Genomic DNA, 17,717 nt, shown 5'->3' with positions numbered 1-17,717 from the left:
GACCGCGAATGCCGCCGCACGGCCCGGCTGCGCCCCTAGCCCAGCATGCCGGAGACGCCGATCAGCTTGCCCACCAGGTAGGTCACCGCGGTCGCGGCGGCACCCAGCAGCAGTTGCCGGCCGCCGCTGAGCCACCAGCGCCGGTTGGTGAACCGGGCCACGACGGCGCCGGCGACGAACAGTCCCAGGCCGCCCACGGCCAGCGCCAGCACCAGGCTGGTGAACCCCAACAGGTACGTCAGCAGCGGCACGAACGCACCGACCGAGAAGCAGAGCAGCGAGGAGAACGCCGCCGTCCACGGGCTCGGCTGCTCGTCCGGGTCCACCCCGAGTTCCTCGCGGACGTGCATCCGCAGCGTCTCCTCCGGGTTGTTGCGCAACGCGTCGGCGACCTGCGCGGCCAGCTCCGGCGGCACGCCCCGGGCGACCCAGGCGGCGGCCAGTTCCCGCGCCTCCACGTCGGGATGCCGCTCCAGCTCGCGGCGTTCCTTGGCGACCTCGTTTGCCACCTGCTCGTTGGCCGACCGGACGCTTGTGTACTCGCCCAGTCCCATCGAGATGGCCCCGGCCACCAGGCCGGCGACGCCGGTCAGCACGATGCTGTGCGGGGCGGCCCCACCGCCGCCCACGCCGGCGATCAGCGCGATGTTGGTGACCAGGCCGTCCATGGCGCCGAACACCGCGGGCCGCAGCCAGCCGCCCGAAATGTCGGCATGATGCGCCTCCTGGAGCGCCGCCGGACTCGCGGTCACGGCAGGGTCAGGATCTCGGCACCGTCATCGGTCACGACGATCGTGTGCTCGAACTGCGCCGTCCACTTCCGGTCCTTGGTGACCACCGTCCAGCCGTCGTCCCAGACGTCGTACTCGTACGTGCCCAGGCAGATCATCGGCTCGATGGTGAACGTCATCCCCGGCTCGATGATCTCGCTCGAACGCGGGTTGTCGTAGTGCGGGATGTAGAGCCCGCTGTGGAACGACTCGCCGATGCCGTGCCCGGTGAAGTCCCGCACCACGGCGTAGCCGAACCGGCGGGCGTAGGACTCGATCACCCGGCCGATCACGTTGATCTGCCGGCCGGGCCGGATGGCCCGGATGCCGCGCATCATCGCCTCGTGGGTCCGCTCCACCAGCAGGCGGGCCTCCTCGGAGACCTCGCCCACACAGAACGTGGCGTCCGTGTCGCCGTGCACCCCGTCCAGGTACGCCGTGACGTCGACGTTGATGATGTCGCCGTCCATCAGGACGGTGGAGTCCGGGATGCCGTGGCAGATCACCTCGTTGAGGCTCGTGCAGCAGGACTTGGGGAAGCCCCGGTAGCCGAGCGTCGACGGGTAGGCGCCGTTGTCGACCAGGAACTCGTGCACCACCCGGTCGATCTCGTCCGTGGTCACCCCGGGCTTGCAGTGCTCCCCGGCGAGCCGGGTGGCCTGGGCGGCGAGCCGGCTGGCCACCCGCATCTTCTCGATCGTCCCGGGCGTCTGCACGTGCGACCCGCGCCAGGGTCGGGGTTCCTTCTTGCCGACGTACTCGGGGCGGGCGATGGTGGGCGGCACGTCTCGCCATGGGGAGAGCGTGCCGGGGGTGAGCGGCGCACGGACGGTCATGTCTTCCAGACTATCGCCGCAGCCGGATCGGGCCGGCGGGCCGGCGGCGTCGCCTGTTGCTCCGGCCCGGGCGCTGTGCCATCGTGTCCTCGTGGATCAAGCCGATCCGGATTCCTTCTTTGCCGCCACCAGTGAGGTGGAGGGCGACCACGTGCGCGTACTCGTCTCCGGCGAGGTCGACATGGCCACCGCGGACGCGATGATCCGGTCGACCAACCAGGACGGGGTACGTCGGATCACCCTCGACCTGCGGTCGGTGTCGTTCTTCGACTCGGCCGCCATCCACGCCGTCGTCCGGCTCGCCGAGGAGTTTCCGGACGCGTTGACCGTGTTGCCCTCCCGACAGGTGCGTCGGGTACTGGACATATCCGGCCTCGGCGACCAGCCCTGGCTGCATCCGGGCTGAGTCACCGCCGCGGGCCGCGGCGCTCAGGTGCCGGGCTCGAACCGCCGGCGCAGGGTGACGCTCGTCCCGGTCGGTCCGCGGGTCACGGTCAGCCCCGCGAGCGCCTCGATCAGCGCGAGACCCCGGCCGCGGAACCCGACTGCCGGCTCCTCACGCCACTGGCCGCTGTCCCGGACCACCGCCACCAGTTCGTTGTCCCGGATCGTGACGTCCAACCGGACGAACGGCTCACGGGGGCTGCGGGGGTGCTCGATGGCGTTCGCCGCCGCCTCCGAGATGGCCACCGACAGGTCGAACCGGTCCGCCTCGGTCAACCGGTGCGCCACCAGGAAGTCCTCCAGCCGCCGGCGCAGCACGGCGAGCCTGGTGGGATCGGTGGGCAGCCGCATCGCCAGGTGGTCGGGTTCGACCGACTCCAGCGCCAGCACCGCCACGTCGTCCCGGCGGGACCGCCGGGCCACCGGTTCGAGCAGGGCGGAGACAAGATCCTCGACGTGGTCGGCGGCGATCCCGGCGCGCTCCCGCAGCCACTCGATGCCCCGGTCGATGCCCACCGCCCGGTCCTCGATCAGGCCGTCGGTGTAGAGCAGCAGCCGGGTGCCCGGATCGAGCCGGGTCGCCCGGGTCGGGTAGTGGGTGGCCCGCAACGCACCGATCGGTGGGCCCATTGCCCGCTCGTACAGGCTGGTCACCGGGCCGTCGGGCGGGACCAGCAACGGCGCCGGATGACCGGCACTGGCGTACCGGAGGCGGCCCGTGGCCGGGTCGAACAGCAGGCAGGCGACGGTGGCGAAGGGCCGCCGTCCGGCCGCACCGACCAGCCGGTTCAACCGGCCGAGCGACATCCCGGGGTCGAAGCCCTCCAGCAGGTACGCCCGCAGCGCGTTGCGGAGCTGTCCCATGGCCGCGGCGGCCGGGACGCCCTTGCCGACCACGTCGCCGATCACCAGCGCGAGCCGGCCACCGGGCACGGTCAGCACGTCGTACCAGTCGCCGCCGACCTCGACATCGGTGCTGCCCGGCAGGTACCGGCCGGCCAGCACCGCACCGGCCACCCGGGGCAGTGACCCGGGCAGCAGGCTGTGTTGCAGGGTCGTGGCGATCTGGTGCTCGGTCTCGTACAGCCGCGCGTTCTCCAGGCGTACCCCGGTGAGCCGGGCCAGTTCGGCCAGGGCGGGGTCCGCGGGCTCGCCCGCGCGGCCGCCGCCCGGCCACACCCGCAGCTCGCCGAGCCGGTCGCCGGTGGTGCCGACCAGCGGGACCTCGCTGGACGGGTCGTCCGGGGAGCCACCGCCGTCGACCTCGAACCGGGCACCCGGCACGGTGGCCACCACCCGTCCGGCCCGGACCAGCGTCTGGGCGTGCCGGGCCGCGGCCCGCAGGACGTCATTCGTGGTACGCGCCGTGTTGATCGCCACGGCCGCGTCGGCCAGCGCCCGCATCCGCTGGATGATCTGGCCGCGCAACTGGCCCAGCTCGACGTTGGACCGCACCCGGGCGGTCAGCTCCGGGCCGGAGAAGGGCTTCACCAGGTAGTCGTCCGCCCCCGCGTCCAGGCCGTGCACCGCGTCGCCGGCGCCGGCCCGGGCGGACAGCAGGACGATCGGCACGTGCCGGGTGGTCGGCTCCGCGCGCAGCCGCCGGACCAGCCCCACCCCGTCCAGCCGGGGCATCATCACGTCGGTCAGCACCAGGTCGAACGGCGTACGCACGGCCAGCTCGAACGCGGCCTGGCCGTCCGGCGCGGTGACGACGTCCCAGTACGGGCCCAGCAGCCGGCTCAGGTGGTCGCGCAGATCGGCGTTGTCGTCCACGACCAGGATCCGGCCGGGCGGCCTCGCGCCGTTGCCCGCCGCGGCACCGCCCGCCGCGGCACCACCCGTCGCGGCACCACCCGCCGACGGGCCGGTACCCCTCGTCGGCACCCCGGCGGCGCCGGCCGGTACGGCGAGGCCACCGTCCGGCGCCCCGGCGTCCCACCGGGGCTCCTCCTCCGGCAGCGGCCGGTCCGGTCCGTCGTCCGGCTCGCCGGCGCTGGTGTCGACCCGCTCGGCGGGCAGGTGGCCGCGGCCCAGCGGGACCGTGACGGTGAACACGCTGCCCGTGCCCACCCGGCTGTCGACGGTGACCGAGCCGCCGTGCAGTTCGGCCAGCTCCCGCACCAGCGCCAGCCCGATGCCGGTCCCCTCGTGGACCCGCGACCGCGCGCCGGGCACCCGGTGGAACCGCTCGAAGATCAGCGGCAGCTCGCTCTCCTCGATCCCCACCCCGGTGTCCGAGACGGTGAGTCGCACCCCGTCCGCCGCGCCGCGGATCCGCACCCCGATCTCGCCGGTGAAGGTGTACTTGAGCGCGTTGGAGAGCAGGTTGAGGACGATCTTCTCCCACAGGTCGCGATCCACGTGGACCGGCTCCGGCAGCGGCGGGCAGTCCACCTCCAGCCGCAGGCCGGCGCGGGCGACGGCCGAGCGGAAGGTGCTGGCCAGCCGGGCCGTGTAGCCGGCCAGGTCGGTGGGCCGGTACCGGACGCTCATCCGGCCGCTCTCCAGTTGGGAGAAGTCCAGCACGGTGTTGACGAGCTTGAGCAGCCGGAGCGCGTTGCGGTGCATGGTGGCCAGGGTCCGCTCGTACTCGGACGGCAGCGTGGGGTCGCCGAGCGCGGTCTCCAGCGGGCCGAGGATCAGGGTCAGCGGGGTACGGAACTCGTGGCTCACGTTGGCGAAGAAGTTGGTCTTGGCCCGGTCCAGCGCGGCCAGTTCCAGGGCGCGGGCGCGCTCGTGCTCGTACGCCCGCTGGCCGGCCAGCGCGGCCGACACCTGGGTCACGATGAGCCGCAGGAACGTGCGGTAGTCCGGGTCGGGCGCCAGCCAGGCGCTGGTGCCCAGGACCAGCGCCCCGGCGGTCTCGGCACCGGCCACGACCGGCTCGATGGTCACCTCGGCCGCGGCGGCGGCCGGCACCGCGGTGAGGAAGTCCGCGGCCGGCGCGGTCCGGGCCTCACCGCCGGCCAGGACGGCGGCGAGCGGCGGGGGCGGTTCGCCGCCGGCGGCCCGGACCTCGGGCGGCGGCACGCCGCTGGTGGCGGCCAGCCCGAGCCGGCCGGTCGCCTCGTCGCGCAGGTACAGCAGGGTGAACGGCAGGTCGTCGGTGTGCTCGGCGAGCACCTGACCGACGGCCTGCGCCAGCTCGGCGGTGCCGGCCATCCCGGAGAGCCGGCCGCCCAACCCGGCCAGCGCCCGCAGCCGGCGCTCGCCGAGCACCCGGCCGGTGGTCTCGGTGACGATGCAGTAGACCCCGCCGACCGTGCCGTCGGCCAGCCGGACCGGGTCGTACGAGATGTCGAAGTAGACCCGCTCGACGAAGCCCCGCCGGTCCAGCAGGAACGGGTGGTCGGTGGCGTGGAAGGCCCGGCCGGTGCGGCGTACCTCGTCCAGCAGCGGCCCGAGCACGTCCCAGGTCTCCGCCCAGTGTTCCCGGCCCGGGCTGCCGAGCGCCTGCGGGTGCTTGTCCCCGATCGTCGGCCGGTAGGCGTCGTTGTAGATGGCGCGGTAGTCCTCGCCCCAGAACAGCACGATCTGGGCACTGGACACCAGCAGCATGCTGACCGCCTCGCGCAGCCCGGCCGGCCAGCCGCCGGGCGGACCGAGCGGGGAGGCCGACCAGTCGACCTGGCTGAGCAGCCGGCCCAGTTCCCCGCCGTCGGCCAGCGCCGCGGCCAGGCCGGCCGGCACCGCGGGCGACGCCGGCCCGTCGGGCTGCCCCGGCCGGTTGGGCTGCGCCGGCCCGTCGGGCTGCCCCGGCCGGTTGGGCTGCGCCGGCCCGTCGGGCTGCCCCGGCCGGTTGGACTGTCCCGGCCCGTCGGGCTGCCCCGGCCCTTCGGGTTGTCGATCGGGTTGCGCGGGCACCGCGGCGGGGCGCGGCGCGTCGAGCCGGACCGGTCCCGTCGGTGCGACGGGCACGGCGGACTCCGGCGCCGGTACCCCGGCGCCGGCATCGATCGTCGGCTGGTTGTCATCGGCCCCGGAAGCCGAGTTCATCGAACCTCCCGCACGAACGGTGTCGCCGGTGGCCAGGTCGGCCCGCGTCGGCCCGCGTCGGCCCGCCCGCCGTGACCCGCCTCCTACCCTGCCGGATCCGGAAGATAACCCGCCGCCGGCCGCGAACCGCCGGCACCGCCACCGGCCGCGCGGACCAGCGCCGCGAACGGTCGTACGTCCCCGTCGGTCTCCGGGTGCCACTGCACCCCCAGCACGAAGCGCCGGTCCGGATCCTCGACGGCCTCGATGAGTCCGTCGTCGGCCCAGCCGGTCGCCCGCAGCCCACCCGGGTCGGCGACCCCCTGGTGATGGTAGGTGTTCACCTCGGCGGAGCCGGCCATCAGCGCGGCGACCGCGCTGCCCGGGGCGAACCGGACGCCGTGCCGCCCGTAGGTCCCCGGCGCCGGGCGGTGCCGGTGGTGCCCCAGCACGTCGGGCAGGTGCTGGTGCAGCCCGCCGCCGTACCCGATGACCAGCAGTTGCATCCCACGGCAGACACCCAGCACCGGCAGGTCCACGGCGAGCGCACCGGCCAGCAGCGCCAGCTCCCCCGCGTCCCGCTCCGGGACGCAGTCGACGTGCGGCCCGGCCGGCTGGCCGTACCGGGCCGGATCGACGTCCTCGCCACCGGCGAACACGATGCCGTCCAGCGCCGCGAGCACGGCGGTGCCGGCATCGTCCGAGGGCAGCAGCACCGCGTGGCCACCGGCCGCGCGGACCATCGCCACGTACGAGTGCGGCAACACGGCGGTCCGTACGTCGGTCCAGCCGCGGAACGAGGCCGGTGCCACGTACGTGGTGATGCCGATCACCGGCCGGCGGGCCGGCACCGGCCCGCCGGGGTCCGGATCCGGGGTGCGCGACGGCCCGCTGCCGGCGCTCACAGCGGCGTCACGTACGCGCCGGTGATGCCGCCGTCCACCACGAACTGCGCGGCGGTCATGAAGGACGCGTCGTCGCTGGCCAGGAAGGCGACCGCGGCGGCGATCTCGGCCGGCTCGCCGAAGCGGCCCATCGGCACGTGCACCAGGCGCCGGGCGGCCCGCTCGGGATCGGCGGCGAACAGCTCCCGCAGCAGCGGGGTGGCGATCGGACCCGGGCACAGCGCGTTGACCCGGATGCCCTGCCGGGCGAACTGCACGCCCAGCTCCCGGGTCATCGCCAGCACCCCGCCCTTGCTCGCGGTGTACGCGATCTGCGAGGTCGCCGCGCCCATCAGGGCCACGAACGAGGCGGTGTTGATGATCGAGCCCCTGCCCTGCCGGAGCATGTGCGGGATGACGTACTTGCAGCCCAGGTAGACGCTCGTGGTGTTGACCCGGAGCACCCGTTCCCAGGCAGCCAGGCCGGTCTCCAGGATCGAGTCGTCGTCCGGCGGCGAGATGCCGGCGTTGTTGAACGCCACGTCGATCCGGCCGTGCCGCCCCGCCACCCCGTCGAACAGGTCCCGCACCGCGGCCTCGTCGGCGACGTCGCACTCGACGTACTCGCCGCCGACCTCCGCCGCCGCGGCCCGGCCCGGTTCGACGGCGATGTCCACGCACACCACCCGGGCCCCTCGGCGGCGAGCCGACGCGCGGTGGCCAGCCCGATGCCGCTGCCCGCGCCGGTCACCACGGCGACCCGGTCCTGAAGCCGACCCTGCACGTCTGTCACCCTTCGGTCGAGATGAACACGTTCTTGACGTCGGTGAAGGCGTGCAGCGCGTCCGGACCCAGCTCGCGGCCCAGCCCGGAACGCTTCATCCCACCGAACGGCGTCCAGTACCGCACCGAGGAGTGCGAGTTGACGCTCAGGTTGCCCGCCTCCACCGCGCGGGCCAGCCGCAGCGCCCGCCCCACGTCCCGGGTCCAGATCGAGCCGGACAGGCCGTACTCGGTGTCGTTGGCCAGCGCCACCGCCTCGGCCTCGTCGTCGAACGGCAGCACCGACACCACCGGGCCGAAGATCTCCTCGCGCCAGTGCCGGTCCGCGGGCGAGTCCGCGAGCAGCACCGTCGGGGCGTACCAGAAGCCGGGGCCGTCGGGGCAACCGCCGGTGTACGCCACCCGGGCGCCGGCCACGTACGAGGCCACCCGGTCCCGCTGGGTCGCGGAGATCAACGGACCCATCTCGCTGCTCTCGTCGGCCGGGTCGGCCACCCGCAGCGACCGCACCGCCGGCTCCAGCAGCGCCAGGAACTCGTCGTACGCGGCGCGCTGGACGAGGATCCGGGACCGCGCGCAGCAGTCCTGCCCGGCGTTGTCGAAGACCGCGTACGGCGCGCTGGCCGCCGCCCGGGGCAGGTCGGCGTCGGCGAACACGATGTTCGCGCTCTTGCCGCCGAGTTCCAGCGTCACCCGCTTCACCTGGCTCGCGCAGCCGGCCATGATCCGGGTGCCGGTCCGGGTGGAGCCGGTGAAGCAGATCTTGCGGACCGCCGGGTGGGTCACGAGCCGCTCCCCCACCACCTCGCCGCGGCCGGGCAGCACCGTGAACACCCCGTCGGGCAGTCCGGCCACGCGGCCCAGTTCGGCCAGCCGCAGCGCGGTCAGCGGGGTGGGTTCGGCCGGCTTGACCAGGACGGTGTTGCCGGCCGCGAGGGCCGGGGCGAAGCCCCAGGCGGCGATCGGCATCGGGAAGTTCCACGGCACGATGACACCGACCACCCCGAGCGGCTCGTGGAACGTGATGTCGACCCCGCCGGGCACCGGGATCTGCCGGCCGGTGAGCCGCTCCGGCGCGCCCGCGTAGTAGTCCAGCACGTCCCGGACGTTGCCGGCCTCCCAGCGCGCGTTGCCGATGGTGTGCCCGCTGTTGCGGACCTCCAGCTCCGCCAGCTCGTCCCGGTGCTCGTCCACCACCGCCGCGAACCGGCGCAGCAGCCGGGCCCGGTCGCCGGGCGCCACCGCCCGCCACGACCCGAACGCCGCCGCCGCGCGGGCGATCACCGCGTCGGTGCCGGCCAGATCGGTTTCCGGTACGTCGGCGATGGGCCGACCGGTCGCCGGATTGTGCACCTCGGTCACGCCCGCGTCACCCCTGTCGGCACCGGTCAGAGCCGTTCGAAACCACGGAACAGTTCCCAGTCGGTGACCGCGGCGTCGAAGGCGGCCAGCTCCACCCGCGCCTGGTTGGCGTAGTGCGCCACCACGTCGGCCCCGAACGCGCCGGCGGCGACCCCGGACTCCTCCCAGGCGGTGAGGGCGTCGCGCAGCGTCCCGGGCACCCGGGGCGCCTCCTGGTCGCCGTACGCGTTGCCGGCCAGTTCCGGCTCCAGCGGCAGCTCCCGTTCGATCCCGTGCAGGGCGCCGGCCACCAGAGCTGCGATGGCCAGGTACGGGTTGACGTCCGCGCCCGGCACCCGGTTCTCCACCCGCAGCCCCGGGCCGTGCCCGACCACCCGCAGCGCGCAGGTGCGGTTGTCGACCCCCCAGCGCAGCGCCGTCGGGGCGAACGAGCCGGGCTGGTAGCGCTTGTAGGAGTTGATGTTGGGTGCGAAGAACAGGCTCAGCTCGCGCATCGTGGCCAGCAGCCCGGCCAGCGCCCGCTGCCCGGTCGGGGAGAGCCCGGCCGGACCGTCACCCGGCATGGCCGAGCGGCCGGCACGGTCCCGCAGCGAGAAGTGGATGTGGCAGGAGTTGCCCTCCCGGGCGTTCGGCTTGGCCATGAAGGTGATCGACATGCCCTCCTGGGCGGCGATCTCCTTGGCCCCGTTCTTGTAGATCACATGGTTGTCCGCACAGCTCAGCGCCTCCGCGTAGCGGAACGCGATCTCGTGCTGGCCGAGGTTGCACTCGCCCTTGGCGCTCTCCGGGGTGAGCCCGGCGGCGGCCATCTCGTTGCGGATCCGGCGCAGCAGCGGTTCCACCCGGGCGGTGCCCAGCAGGGAGTAGTCCACGTTGTACTGGTTGGCCGGGGTCAGCTCCCGGTATCCGCGCCGCCACGCCTCCTCGTACGAGTCGCGGAAGAGCACGAACTCCAGCTCCGTGCCGGCGTACGCGGTGAGGCCGTGCCCGGCCAGCCGGTCGAGTTGGCCGCGCAGGATCTGCCGGGGCGAGGCCAGCACCGGGCCGCCGTCCGCCCCGCCGCCTGACCCGCCGTCCGTCCCGCCGCCTGACCCGCCGTCGGGCCAGGTCAGGTCGGCCAGCAGCAGCGCGGTGCCGGGCTGCCACGGCACCCGGCGCAGGGTACCCAGATCCGGCACCATGGCGAAGTCGCCGTAGCCGCGGTCCCAGCTGGACATCGCGTACCCGTCGACGGTGTTCATGTCGACGTCCACCGCGAGCAGGTAGTTGCAGCCCTCGCTGCCGTGCCGGACCACCTCGTCGAGGAAGTAGGGCGCGTGGAAGCGTTTGCCCTGCAACCGGCCCTGCATGTCCACCAGCGCCAGCACCACCGTGTCGATCTCACCCGCCACGACGGCGACCCGCAGTTCTTCCAGCGTCAACGGCGCTCTCGTCATCACGCGGCCTCCATCACCAAGGTCTACTGGCCCGAGCGGATCACCGTCAATGCCCCTCGGCGGGTCGCCCGCAAACCCGGTCGGCGGGCCGGCCGTGTTCCGGCGCCGTCCATGTTCCGGCGCCGTCCGTGTTCGGGCGCCGTCCGGGGAACGAGTGGTGCCGGTCGGCGGTGTCGGGCCAGCAGATCCAGGATCAGCGGGTTGGTCCGGCTCAGGCCACGAAGAGTCCGAGCATCCAGACGGCGGCGATGGCCAGCCCGGCGCACAGTTCGATCATCACGGCCAGGCCGGTCGCCTTGACGGCGTACCAGGTCGACGGCCAGGCCCGCCCGACGTCGCCCAGCCGGACCAGTTCGGCCAGGAAGACCCCGGCGATGAAGCCGATGATCAGACCGACCACGGGGATGACGAAGAAGCCGACGATCCCGAGCACCGCGCCCCAGAACAGGGAGAGGGTGGGTACTCCGCTGCGCTTCAGGTTGCGCCCGGGCAGCAGGTACTTCACCACGGTTCCGCCCAGGGCCAGCACCGTGGCCACGGCCAACACCAGCCAGCGGCCCGGACCGGCGTCGCTGAAGATCGCCCAGACCAGCACCCCGGCCCAGCAGACCGGCAGCGCCGGCAGCCCGGGCAGCACCATCGAGACGAGCCCGAGGACGATGGCCAGCCCGGCGATCAGCGTCACGAGGCCATTGGTGTCGGTCAGATCCACTCCGCCAGCGTGCCCCATCCGCGCAACGGCCGCCATCCGGCCCGTGCCGGCTCAGTCCGCCGCTTCGAGCAGCAGCGCGATGCCCTGGCCGACCCCGATGCACATGGTGGCCAGCGCCCGCGCCGCGTCCCGGTTGCGCAGTTCCAGCGCGGCGCTCAGCGCCAGCCGGGCGCCGCTGGCGCCGAGCGGGTGACCCAGGGCGATGGCGCCGCCGTTCGGGTTGACGTGCTCGGCGTCGACCGGCAGACCCAGCTCGCGCAGCACCGCCACGGCCTGCGCCGCGAACGCCTCGTTCAGCTCGATCACGTCCATGTCCGCGATCTCGTGGCCCGTGCGCCCGAGCAGCTTGCGGGTGGCGGGCACCGGACCCATCCCCATGATCCGCGGCGGCACGCCGGCCGCCGCGGCGCCGGTCACCCGGGCCAGCGGGGTGAGCCCGTACCGGGACACCGCGGCGGCGCTGGCCACCAGCAGCGCCACCGCGCCGTCGTTGACCCCGGAGGAGTTCCCGGCGGTCACCGTGCCGCCCGCGCGGAACGGCGTGGGCAGCGCCGCCAGCTTCTCCAGGGAGGTCTCCCGGGGATGCTCGTCGGCCGCCACCAGCCGGGTACCGCGGCGGCCCTCCGGCACCTCGATCGGCACGATCTCCTCGGCCAGTCGGCCGCCGGCCTGCGCCTTCGCGGCCCGCTGCTGGGAGCGCAGCGCGAACTCGTCCTGGCTGGCGCGGTCCACGCCGTACTCGGCGGCCACGTTCTCGGCGGTCTCGGGCATCGAGTCGATCCCCCAGCCGGCCTTCATCGCCGGGTTCACCAGCCGCCACCCGATCGTGGTGTCGAAGACCTCGGCGGTCCGGGACCACGCCGTACCGGCCTTGCGCATCACCAGCGGGGCGCGGGTCATGCTCTCCACCCCGCCGGCCACCACCAGGTCGGCCTCGCCGGCCGCCACGGCCCGGGCCGCGGAGGCCAGCGCGTCCAGCCCCGAGCCGCACAGCCGGTTGACGGTGCTGCCGGGCACGTTCTCCGGCAGGCCGGCCAGCAGCGCGGCCATCCGGGCCACGTTGCGGTTGTCCTCGCCGGCCTGGTTGGCGCAGCCGAGGATCACGTCGTCCACGGCCGCCCAGTCCACCCCCGGGTGCCGGGCGACCAGTTCCCGGATGACGTGCGCGGCCAGGTCGTCGGGCCGGACGCCGGCCAGCGCGCCACCGTAACGGCCGATCGGGGTACGGACACCGGAGACGAGGTACGCCGTGGTCATCGGCTCAGCCCTTCGGGACGGGACGGACGGGTGGACCGCCGATCCGGAACGCGGTTCGCCGGCTCGGCGGCCAGAATAGCCGGTCAGGGCGGGAGACCGGGCCGCCGATCCGTCGATGCCGTAAGGAGCATCACGAGTGGCGCTCCTTCCACCTCGCGCACCGCCGCGCGTATCGTCGCCCAGCGATGGAGGGACCGGACCGCTTGCCGAGGAGTACACCGTGACGTCGCTGTTCCGCCCGCTCGACCTGCGGGAGGTCACCCTGCCCAACCGGGTCGCCATGTCCCCGATGTGCCAGTACAGCGCCGGCCCCGACGGGCTGCCGACCGACTGGCACCGGGTGCACCTGGGCTCCCGCGCGGTCGGCGGGGTGGGGCTGGTCTTCACCGAGGCCACCGCCGTGGTCCCGGAGGGCAGGATCACCCCGCAGGACACCGGGCTGTGGTCCGGGGCACACGTGGACGCCTGGCGGCCGATCGCCCGGTTCATCACCGAGCAGGGCGCCGTACCGGCCGTGCAGCTGGCGCACGCGGGCTTCAAGGCCTCGACGTACCGGCCCTGGGCGCCGGAGCGCGGCGGCGTTCCGGACGACGACGGCGGCTGGACCCCGGTCGCCCCCGGGGACCAGCCCTTCGTGCCCGAGTACCGGACGCCGGTCGCGCTCGACGAGGCCGGCATCGCCGAGGTGGTCGCGGCCTTCGCCGCCGCGGCCGGCCGGGCCGTGGACGCCGGCTTCGCGGCCGTGGAGATCCACGCCGCACACGGCTACCTGCTGCACGAGTTCCTGTCGCCGCTGAGCAACAAGCGCACCGACGCGTACGGCGGGGACCGCGCCGGCCGGATGCGGCTGGCGCTGGAGGTGGCGCAGGCGGTCCGGGCGGCTGTCGGCGCCGCGGTGCCGGTGCTGGCCCGGATCTCCGCGACCGACTGGGTCGACGGCGGCTGGACCGTGGACGACAGCGTCGTGCTGGCCAAGGAGCTTGCCGCGGCCGGCGTCGACCTGATCGACTGCTCCTCCGGCGGCGTCGCGGCGCGGGCCGACATTCCGCTGGGACCGGGCTACCAGGTGCCGCTCTCGGCCCGGGTACGCCGGGACGCCGGCGTGCCGACCGGCACGGTCGGCCTGATCACCGAGCCGGCCCAGGCCGAGGAGATCGTCGCCACAGGCCAGGCCGACCTGGTGCTGCTGGGCCGCGAACTGCTCCGCGACCCGTACTGGGCGCAGCGGGCCGCCGTGACGCTGGGCGCCGAGCCGCACTGGCCGGACCAGTACCTGCGCGCCCACTGAGGGCCATTCGAGGTGCCGAACTCCCTAAGACGATCATCACTGTTCCAGGTTCAGGGCGGCGGTGCGGAAACTGGCCCAACACCAGCTTGACGATCTCGGCAAACGACTCCGGAGAAGTCAGCGAAGGGCCGAGTGCGTTGGACGACCCGTGCGAGGGGAAGTCGATCGCGCAGATCCACTTCCAGGCCGGCGACCCGCGCGGACAACTCGTCCAGCCGCGCCACCATCCCGGCCAACCACCGCACCAAGACCATCCCACGGTGGACAGCACATCCTCAGATGACCCGAAAAGTCACGGTCCCACCACCCGCTCGAATGGAATCGACGAAATCAACCAGCCCGCTCAGTCACCCTTCGCGGCACCCAACCGTAGACGCCTAACCACGGCAGCCAACCTTCTCGCATATGGCCAGCCCGCCACGATCAATGCGATCATGCCCCCGGCGGAGAGGGTGATGCCCAGAATCAGGAGAGGAACATCTGAGGAACCGGTCAGTAGCCGAGCGCGCCACGCAGGCGTGGCAACCGCCACCGCCGGACCACGCACTTGATCGAGCGGAAGGGTGCCACCATCGTTCTCGATATGAGAGCGGGAGTCGACAGATACGTCGCGGGAGTCGCCCAGCACGAAGATCCGGCCTGGTGGGACTGTGACGGTGAAGTCGCCGAAGGCATCCGTCGCGCCGTGCGCGTATGGCTCCGACACAGGTTTCCCGTTGATTGACAACGTGTTGTTGTCACCGCAACAGGCGACCACATCGCCAGCCAAGCCGATCACACGTACCGTGAAAAGCGCATCTTCCCACGCCTGTACAACCACAACCGATCCGCGCTCGACCGAAGACCCATCCCGGACCACTACCCGTTCACCCGCGTTGATCGCCGGCCCCATCACCGGTGTTCCCACCACGTGGGTGCTGAAGTTGGGCACCAGCACACCCAGGCCAGCCGCCAAAGCGACCAGTGCCCCGATCAACAGAGGGCGCGTCCGGCGCCCAGTGGCGTTGATAACCGTCACGAACCTCTTCATTCCTGTCTCATTCCCGACGCAGATCCTCAGCTCGCGGCCGTAGTCCCACCACAATCAATCCGGCGGCGCCGGCAGCCAAAATGGCCATCAGCACCATCGGCCAGGCGGCCGAAAGTGTTCCGGTGTACCAGCCCTGTTGCCTGCCTTGGAGCCGGAGAAGAGCATTCCCCCGAGATGACCGACTGCCAGGGCGGCCGTCAACGCAATAGTTAGCGGGACAAGTGTCTGCACCGCCTGCACGAATCTGAGCGTTCGTCGGGGGGCTCCGACGACGACCAAGGACACGACGTTACGGCGGCGATCCACCACGCGGATCACCGAGCTGATCAGGAAAGCCCCGATACCGAGCAAGAAGGCGAGTAGGACGCCCATCCCGACGACTCCTCGATGCACGCGATAGATCTCCAGTGCCGGCAGATCGAGTCCGAACACGCTCAGGGTCGCCGCGGGCGCAATAGACGCGATGTGGGCGACGAAGCGGTCGACCGAAGCCACGTCGGATGATATCTGATAGAAGAGGAAGCTCTCGTCGGTGAGGCCGACCGGCGCTGCGTCGCCGGTGACGAGGATAGCCATCGATTGAGGCAGTCCATCTCCTGCGGCGAGATCGATGGTTTCTTCCGGAACCTTGATCGTTATGCGGCCCTTCTGGGTATCGTGGAATGTCACGTCAAGTCCCGGAGGTAGTGACATCATTCCCGTGTGTGACTGGATCCGGTACGCGCTGCCGTCTCGACAGTTGGCAAGCTGTTGACCAGTGTTGCGTCGCAGCGACTCGCAGGTTGCGACAACGAGATTCACTCCCTGATAACGGACGATGTCTCTCAGCGTCGTTGGGGCCGTGCCCATTGGAGGAAGCGATGTTTCACTCCGCTGCTCGACCCAATGGCCCTGCGCCGGCAGATCCGCCATGCGTTGTCGTACGTCCTCCGGAACGTCCTGGCCGTTGACCTTCACAATCAGCCGCTCAGCCAGCGGAGTCGCCGAGAGTTCGGTCTGACGAAGTACGCCCGCGCCGAGCGCTGCCACAAGTACAAGGGCACAGAGCCCGGCAAGATGGCGCGCCATCCCCACCGACTCGTACTCGATCCGCCGGAAACCAAGCCGTAGGCCCACTGATGCCCGGCTTGCAGCGACGCTCCGGGCCAGGATCACCAAGGCCGTGCGCAGGGAGACCAGCAGACCAAGCGCCGACAGCGCCACACCTATCAGCAGCATGATGCCGCTCGCTTGGTCCATGGCTTCCCCCGACTGTCGGTGCTCGAACAACAGTGGGTAGGTGAGCAGCCCCAGCCCGAAGACCAGGGGGCTGGCTGCCACCAGCGGGGAGGGCGGTCGGCCGCGTCGAAGCGCGCCTCGACTGGCCGGAACAGCGCACGTCCGCTGCTCAGCCCACCCACCACACCGGACATGAGAGCGAATACCAGCACCACCATGACGCCAGTCGGGAGGGAAAACGCGGAGGCGTTCGGATACCACGTAAAGCCGAGGGCGTTCGAAGGTCCGATGACGCGGTTGAGCACTGCATAGCAGGCCAGTCCCAGTCCGCCGCCGACCAAACCTGCGACCGCCGACTCAAGTGACGCAAGCCGCAGGACTCTGCGCCGGCTCATACCCACCAAGCGCAGTGCGGCGTATCGCCGACGTCGACTCGCGGCCGACAGCCGGGAGCATACGGCAAAGTAGAACACCGCCGGCGCGGACACGATGAGCAGTAGTTGGAGTGGTATGTCAGAGAACTGAGCGCGCATCTCCTCGTCGGTAACCAACCCACCCCAACCCCGGCTTGGGGAGCCGCCGGGCATCTCCGCCGCAGTGACACCCACATACGCATAAAGTTCGTCCGGGCCAAGAAGCCCGGACTCGTCGATACGTCCTATCTGCCGGCCGGGAACGAGTTCGGCAAAGGTACCGTCCTTACGGACAAGCTGCGCCGCAGCGGGCGAGAGCACGACTTCCCCCGGACGGGGCAGGGCCACCACGCCGGGAGGACGGGGCGCGCTCGGCCCAGCGTCGGCGATCAGGACCCGGGTAAAGCGCGTCCCGTGCCACGAGCCAAAGTTGAAGTTTGACCTGAACGAGTACTCCGCATCCGCCGAGATTGGCTGTCTGGCCGCGGTCACGCGGCCACGCTCACCGAGCACGGCAGGCAAGGTAGTCAGGAGCAACACCACGACAGCACCCAGACCGAACCCGATCGTCATGAGGCCCAGCCGGAGGTAGCCTGCTGCGCCGCCGCCGCGGACCAGACGCAACGCAAGGCGCAGATCCTTTGTCATGCGTCCACTACCGGTGTCGACGCCAGCCGACCGTCGCGCATCTCCAGCAGGCGGTCAGCCCTGTGCGCAATCTTCAGATCATGGGTGACCAGCACGATCGCCGCACCTTGCTCCGCAGAGAGGCCGAACAGAAGGTCCATCACCGCCTCGCCGTTGGTCGTATCGAGCGAACCAGTCGGCTCGTCCGCGAAGATGACGGCGGGACGATGCACGACCGCCCGAGCCACGGCTGCCCGTTGCGCCTGCCCACCGGAAACCTGCGCCGGTCGCCGGTTGGCCTCGCCATTGAGACCAAGCCGCTCCAATAGAGCGCCGACGCGCCTCGCACGTTCCCTTCGACCCACGCCTGCCAGGTCCAGTGGGAGTGCGATGTTTTCACTGATTGTCAGCTCCGGCACCAGTTCGGCGAATTGGAATACGAAACCGAAGGAGCGGAGCCGGAGACCGGACAGCTCCTCGTCAGGCAAACTCGCCCAATCTCGTCCATTGAAGGAAATTCGCCCGCTGTCCGGCTTGAGTAAACCAGCGAGACAGTAGAGGAAGGTAGTCTTGCCTGACCCACTCGGTCCGATCAACGCGACCCTTTCGCCCGGCATGACGGTGGCACTCACGGACGCGAGCGCCACCGTCTGGCCGAACGAATACCTCACGTGTTCAG

14 protein-coding genes and 1 pseudogene are annotated in these 17,717 nt (G+C 71.9%); 2 read left to right on the top strand and 13 right to left on the bottom strand.

What is annotated here, in order from left to right; all coding sequences use genetic code 11:
* Positions 1–35 precede the first annotated feature (35 nt).
* Positions 36–752 carry a VIT1/CCC1 transporter family protein gene (locus tag CIK06_RS07475; RefSeq protein WP_095564207.1) on the bottom strand — a complete coding sequence of 239 codons (717 nt, stop codon included), beginning with the start codon at positions 750–752 and terminating at the stop codon, positions 36–38.
* The gene (gene map, locus CIK06_RS07470; protein WP_095564206.1) at positions 749–1,606 is read right to left on the bottom strand and encodes a type I methionyl aminopeptidase; all 858 of its coding nucleotides are present in this window, start codon (positions 1,604–1,606) and stop codon (positions 749–751) included. Before map ends, CIK06_RS07475 begins: the two co-directional genes overlap by 4 nt.
* Before the next feature lie 91 nt (positions 1,607–1,697).
* Between map and CIK06_RS07465 the strand changes: the two genes are divergently transcribed.
* Positions 1,698–2,012, top strand: coding sequence for an STAS domain-containing protein (locus tag CIK06_RS07465; RefSeq protein ID WP_198348129.1), 315 nt, complete (start codon positions 1,698–1,700; stop codon positions 2,010–2,012).
* A 23-nt stretch (positions 2,013–2,035) separates the two neighbouring features.
* On the opposite strand, the gene CIK06_RS07460 is transcribed toward CIK06_RS07465, so the two are convergent.
* The 7 genes and pseudogenes from CIK06_RS07460 to pcaF all read right to left on the bottom strand — a co-directional run bounded on the left by CIK06_RS07460 (position 2,036) and on the right by pcaF (position 12,462).
* Complete coding sequence (locus CIK06_RS07460; protein ID WP_095564205.1) at positions 2,036–6,049, bottom strand: SpoIIE family protein phosphatase; 4,014 nt, start codon at positions 6,047–6,049, stop codon at positions 2,036–2,038.
* Between the two features lie 83 nt (positions 6,050–6,132).
* A complete protein-coding gene (locus CIK06_RS07455; protein WP_369916112.1) occupies positions 6,133–6,933 on the bottom strand; it encodes a gamma-glutamyl-gamma-aminobutyrate hydrolase family protein in 801 nt (266 codons plus the stop codon).
* A pseudogene (locus tag CIK06_RS07450) lies at positions 6,930–7,696 on the bottom strand (3-oxoacyl-ACP reductase). The gene CIK06_RS07455 and the pseudogene CIK06_RS07450 overlap by 4 nt, the downstream one beginning before the upstream one ends.
* Positions 7,697–7,701: 5 nt before the next feature.
* Positions 7,702–9,057: an aldehyde dehydrogenase gene (locus CIK06_RS07445; RefSeq protein ID WP_095564204.1), complete on the bottom strand. Its 1,356-nt coding sequence runs from the start codon at positions 9,055–9,057 to the stop codon at positions 7,702–7,704.
* A gap of 26 nt (positions 9,058–9,083) precedes the next feature.
* A complete protein-coding gene (locus CIK06_RS07440; RefSeq protein ID WP_095564203.1) occupies positions 9,084–10,493 on the bottom strand; it encodes a glutamine synthetase family protein in 1,410 nt (469 codons plus the stop codon).
* Between the two features lie 211 nt (positions 10,494–10,704).
* Positions 10,705–11,205, bottom strand: coding sequence for a DUF456 domain-containing protein (locus CIK06_RS07435; protein WP_095564202.1), 501 nt, complete (start codon positions 11,203–11,205; stop codon positions 10,705–10,707).
* 51 nt (positions 11,206–11,256) lie between these two features.
* Positions 11,257–12,462 (bottom strand): 3-oxoadipyl-CoA thiolase, encoded by a 1,206-nt coding sequence (pcaF, locus tag CIK06_RS07430; RefSeq protein WP_095564201.1) that lies wholly within the window; start codon positions 12,460–12,462, stop codon positions 11,257–11,259.
* A gap of 220 nt (positions 12,463–12,682) precedes the next feature.
* On the opposite strand from pcaF, the gene CIK06_RS07425 reads away from it, so the two are divergent.
* The gene (locus CIK06_RS07425; protein ID WP_095564200.1) at positions 12,683–13,750 is read left to right on the top strand and encodes an NADH:flavin oxidoreductase/NADH oxidase; all 1,068 of its coding nucleotides are present in this window, start codon (positions 12,683–12,685) and stop codon (positions 13,748–13,750) included.
* A 343-nt stretch (positions 13,751–14,093) separates the two neighbouring features.
* On the opposite strand, the gene lepB is transcribed toward CIK06_RS07425, so the two are convergent.
* The 4 genes from lepB to CIK06_RS07400 all read right to left on the bottom strand — a co-directional run bounded on the left by lepB (position 14,094) and on the right by CIK06_RS07400 (position 17,709).
* Positions 14,094–14,780, bottom strand: a complete 687-nt coding sequence (gene lepB / locus CIK06_RS07420) for a signal peptidase I (RefSeq protein WP_157756640.1) — start codon at positions 14,778–14,780, stop codon at positions 14,094–14,096.
* An 87-nt stretch (positions 14,781–14,867) separates the two neighbouring features.
* Positions 14,868–16,100, bottom strand: a complete 1,233-nt coding sequence (locus tag CIK06_RS29170) for an FtsX-like permease family protein (protein WP_157756639.1) — start codon at positions 16,098–16,100, stop codon at positions 14,868–14,870.
* Positions 15,989–17,059 (bottom strand): FtsX-like permease family protein, encoded by a 1,071-nt coding sequence (locus tag CIK06_RS07405; RefSeq protein WP_095564196.1) that lies wholly within the window; start codon positions 17,057–17,059, stop codon positions 15,989–15,991. The genes CIK06_RS29170 and CIK06_RS07405 overlap by 112 nt, the downstream gene beginning before the upstream one ends.
* Complete coding sequence (locus CIK06_RS07400) at positions 17,056–17,709, bottom strand: ABC transporter ATP-binding protein (protein WP_232534066.1); 654 nt, start codon at positions 17,707–17,709, stop codon at positions 17,056–17,058. Before CIK06_RS07400 ends, CIK06_RS07405 begins: the two co-directional genes overlap by 4 nt.
* Between the last annotated feature and the right edge of the window lie 8 nt (positions 17,710–17,717).

The organism is Plantactinospora sp. KBS50, from assembly GCF_002285795.1.
In the GTDB taxonomy this organism is placed as follows: Bacteria; Actinomycetota; Actinomycetes; order Mycobacteriales; family Micromonosporaceae; genus KBS50.
This window is presented reverse-complemented; position numbering and strand designations above follow the sequence as displayed.

Bases quoted from the DNA above. Each gene is read 5' to 3' on its own strand.
- pcaF (WP_095564201.1), bottom strand. From the start codon at position 12,462: ATGACCACGGCGTACCTCGTCTCCGGTGTCCGTACCCCGATCGGCCGT.
- lepB (WP_157756640.1), bottom strand. From the start codon at position 14,780: ATGAAGAGGTTCGTGACGGTTATCAACGCCACTGGGCGCCGGACGCGC.
- CIK06_RS07405 (WP_095564196.1), bottom strand. From the start codon at position 17,059: ATGACAAAGGATCTGCGCCTTGCGTTGCGTCTGGTCCGCGGCGGCGGC.
- map (WP_095564206.1), bottom strand. From the start codon at position 1,606: ATGACCGTCCGTGCGCCGCTCACCCCCGGCACGCTCTCCCCATGGCGA.
- CIK06_RS07460 (WP_095564205.1), bottom strand. From the start codon at position 6,049: ATGAACTCGGCTTCCGGGGCCGATGACAACCAGCCGACGATCGATGCC.
- CIK06_RS07440 (WP_095564203.1), bottom strand. From the start codon at position 10,493: ATGACGAGAGCGCCGTTGACGCTGGAAGAACTGCGGGTCGCCGTCGTG.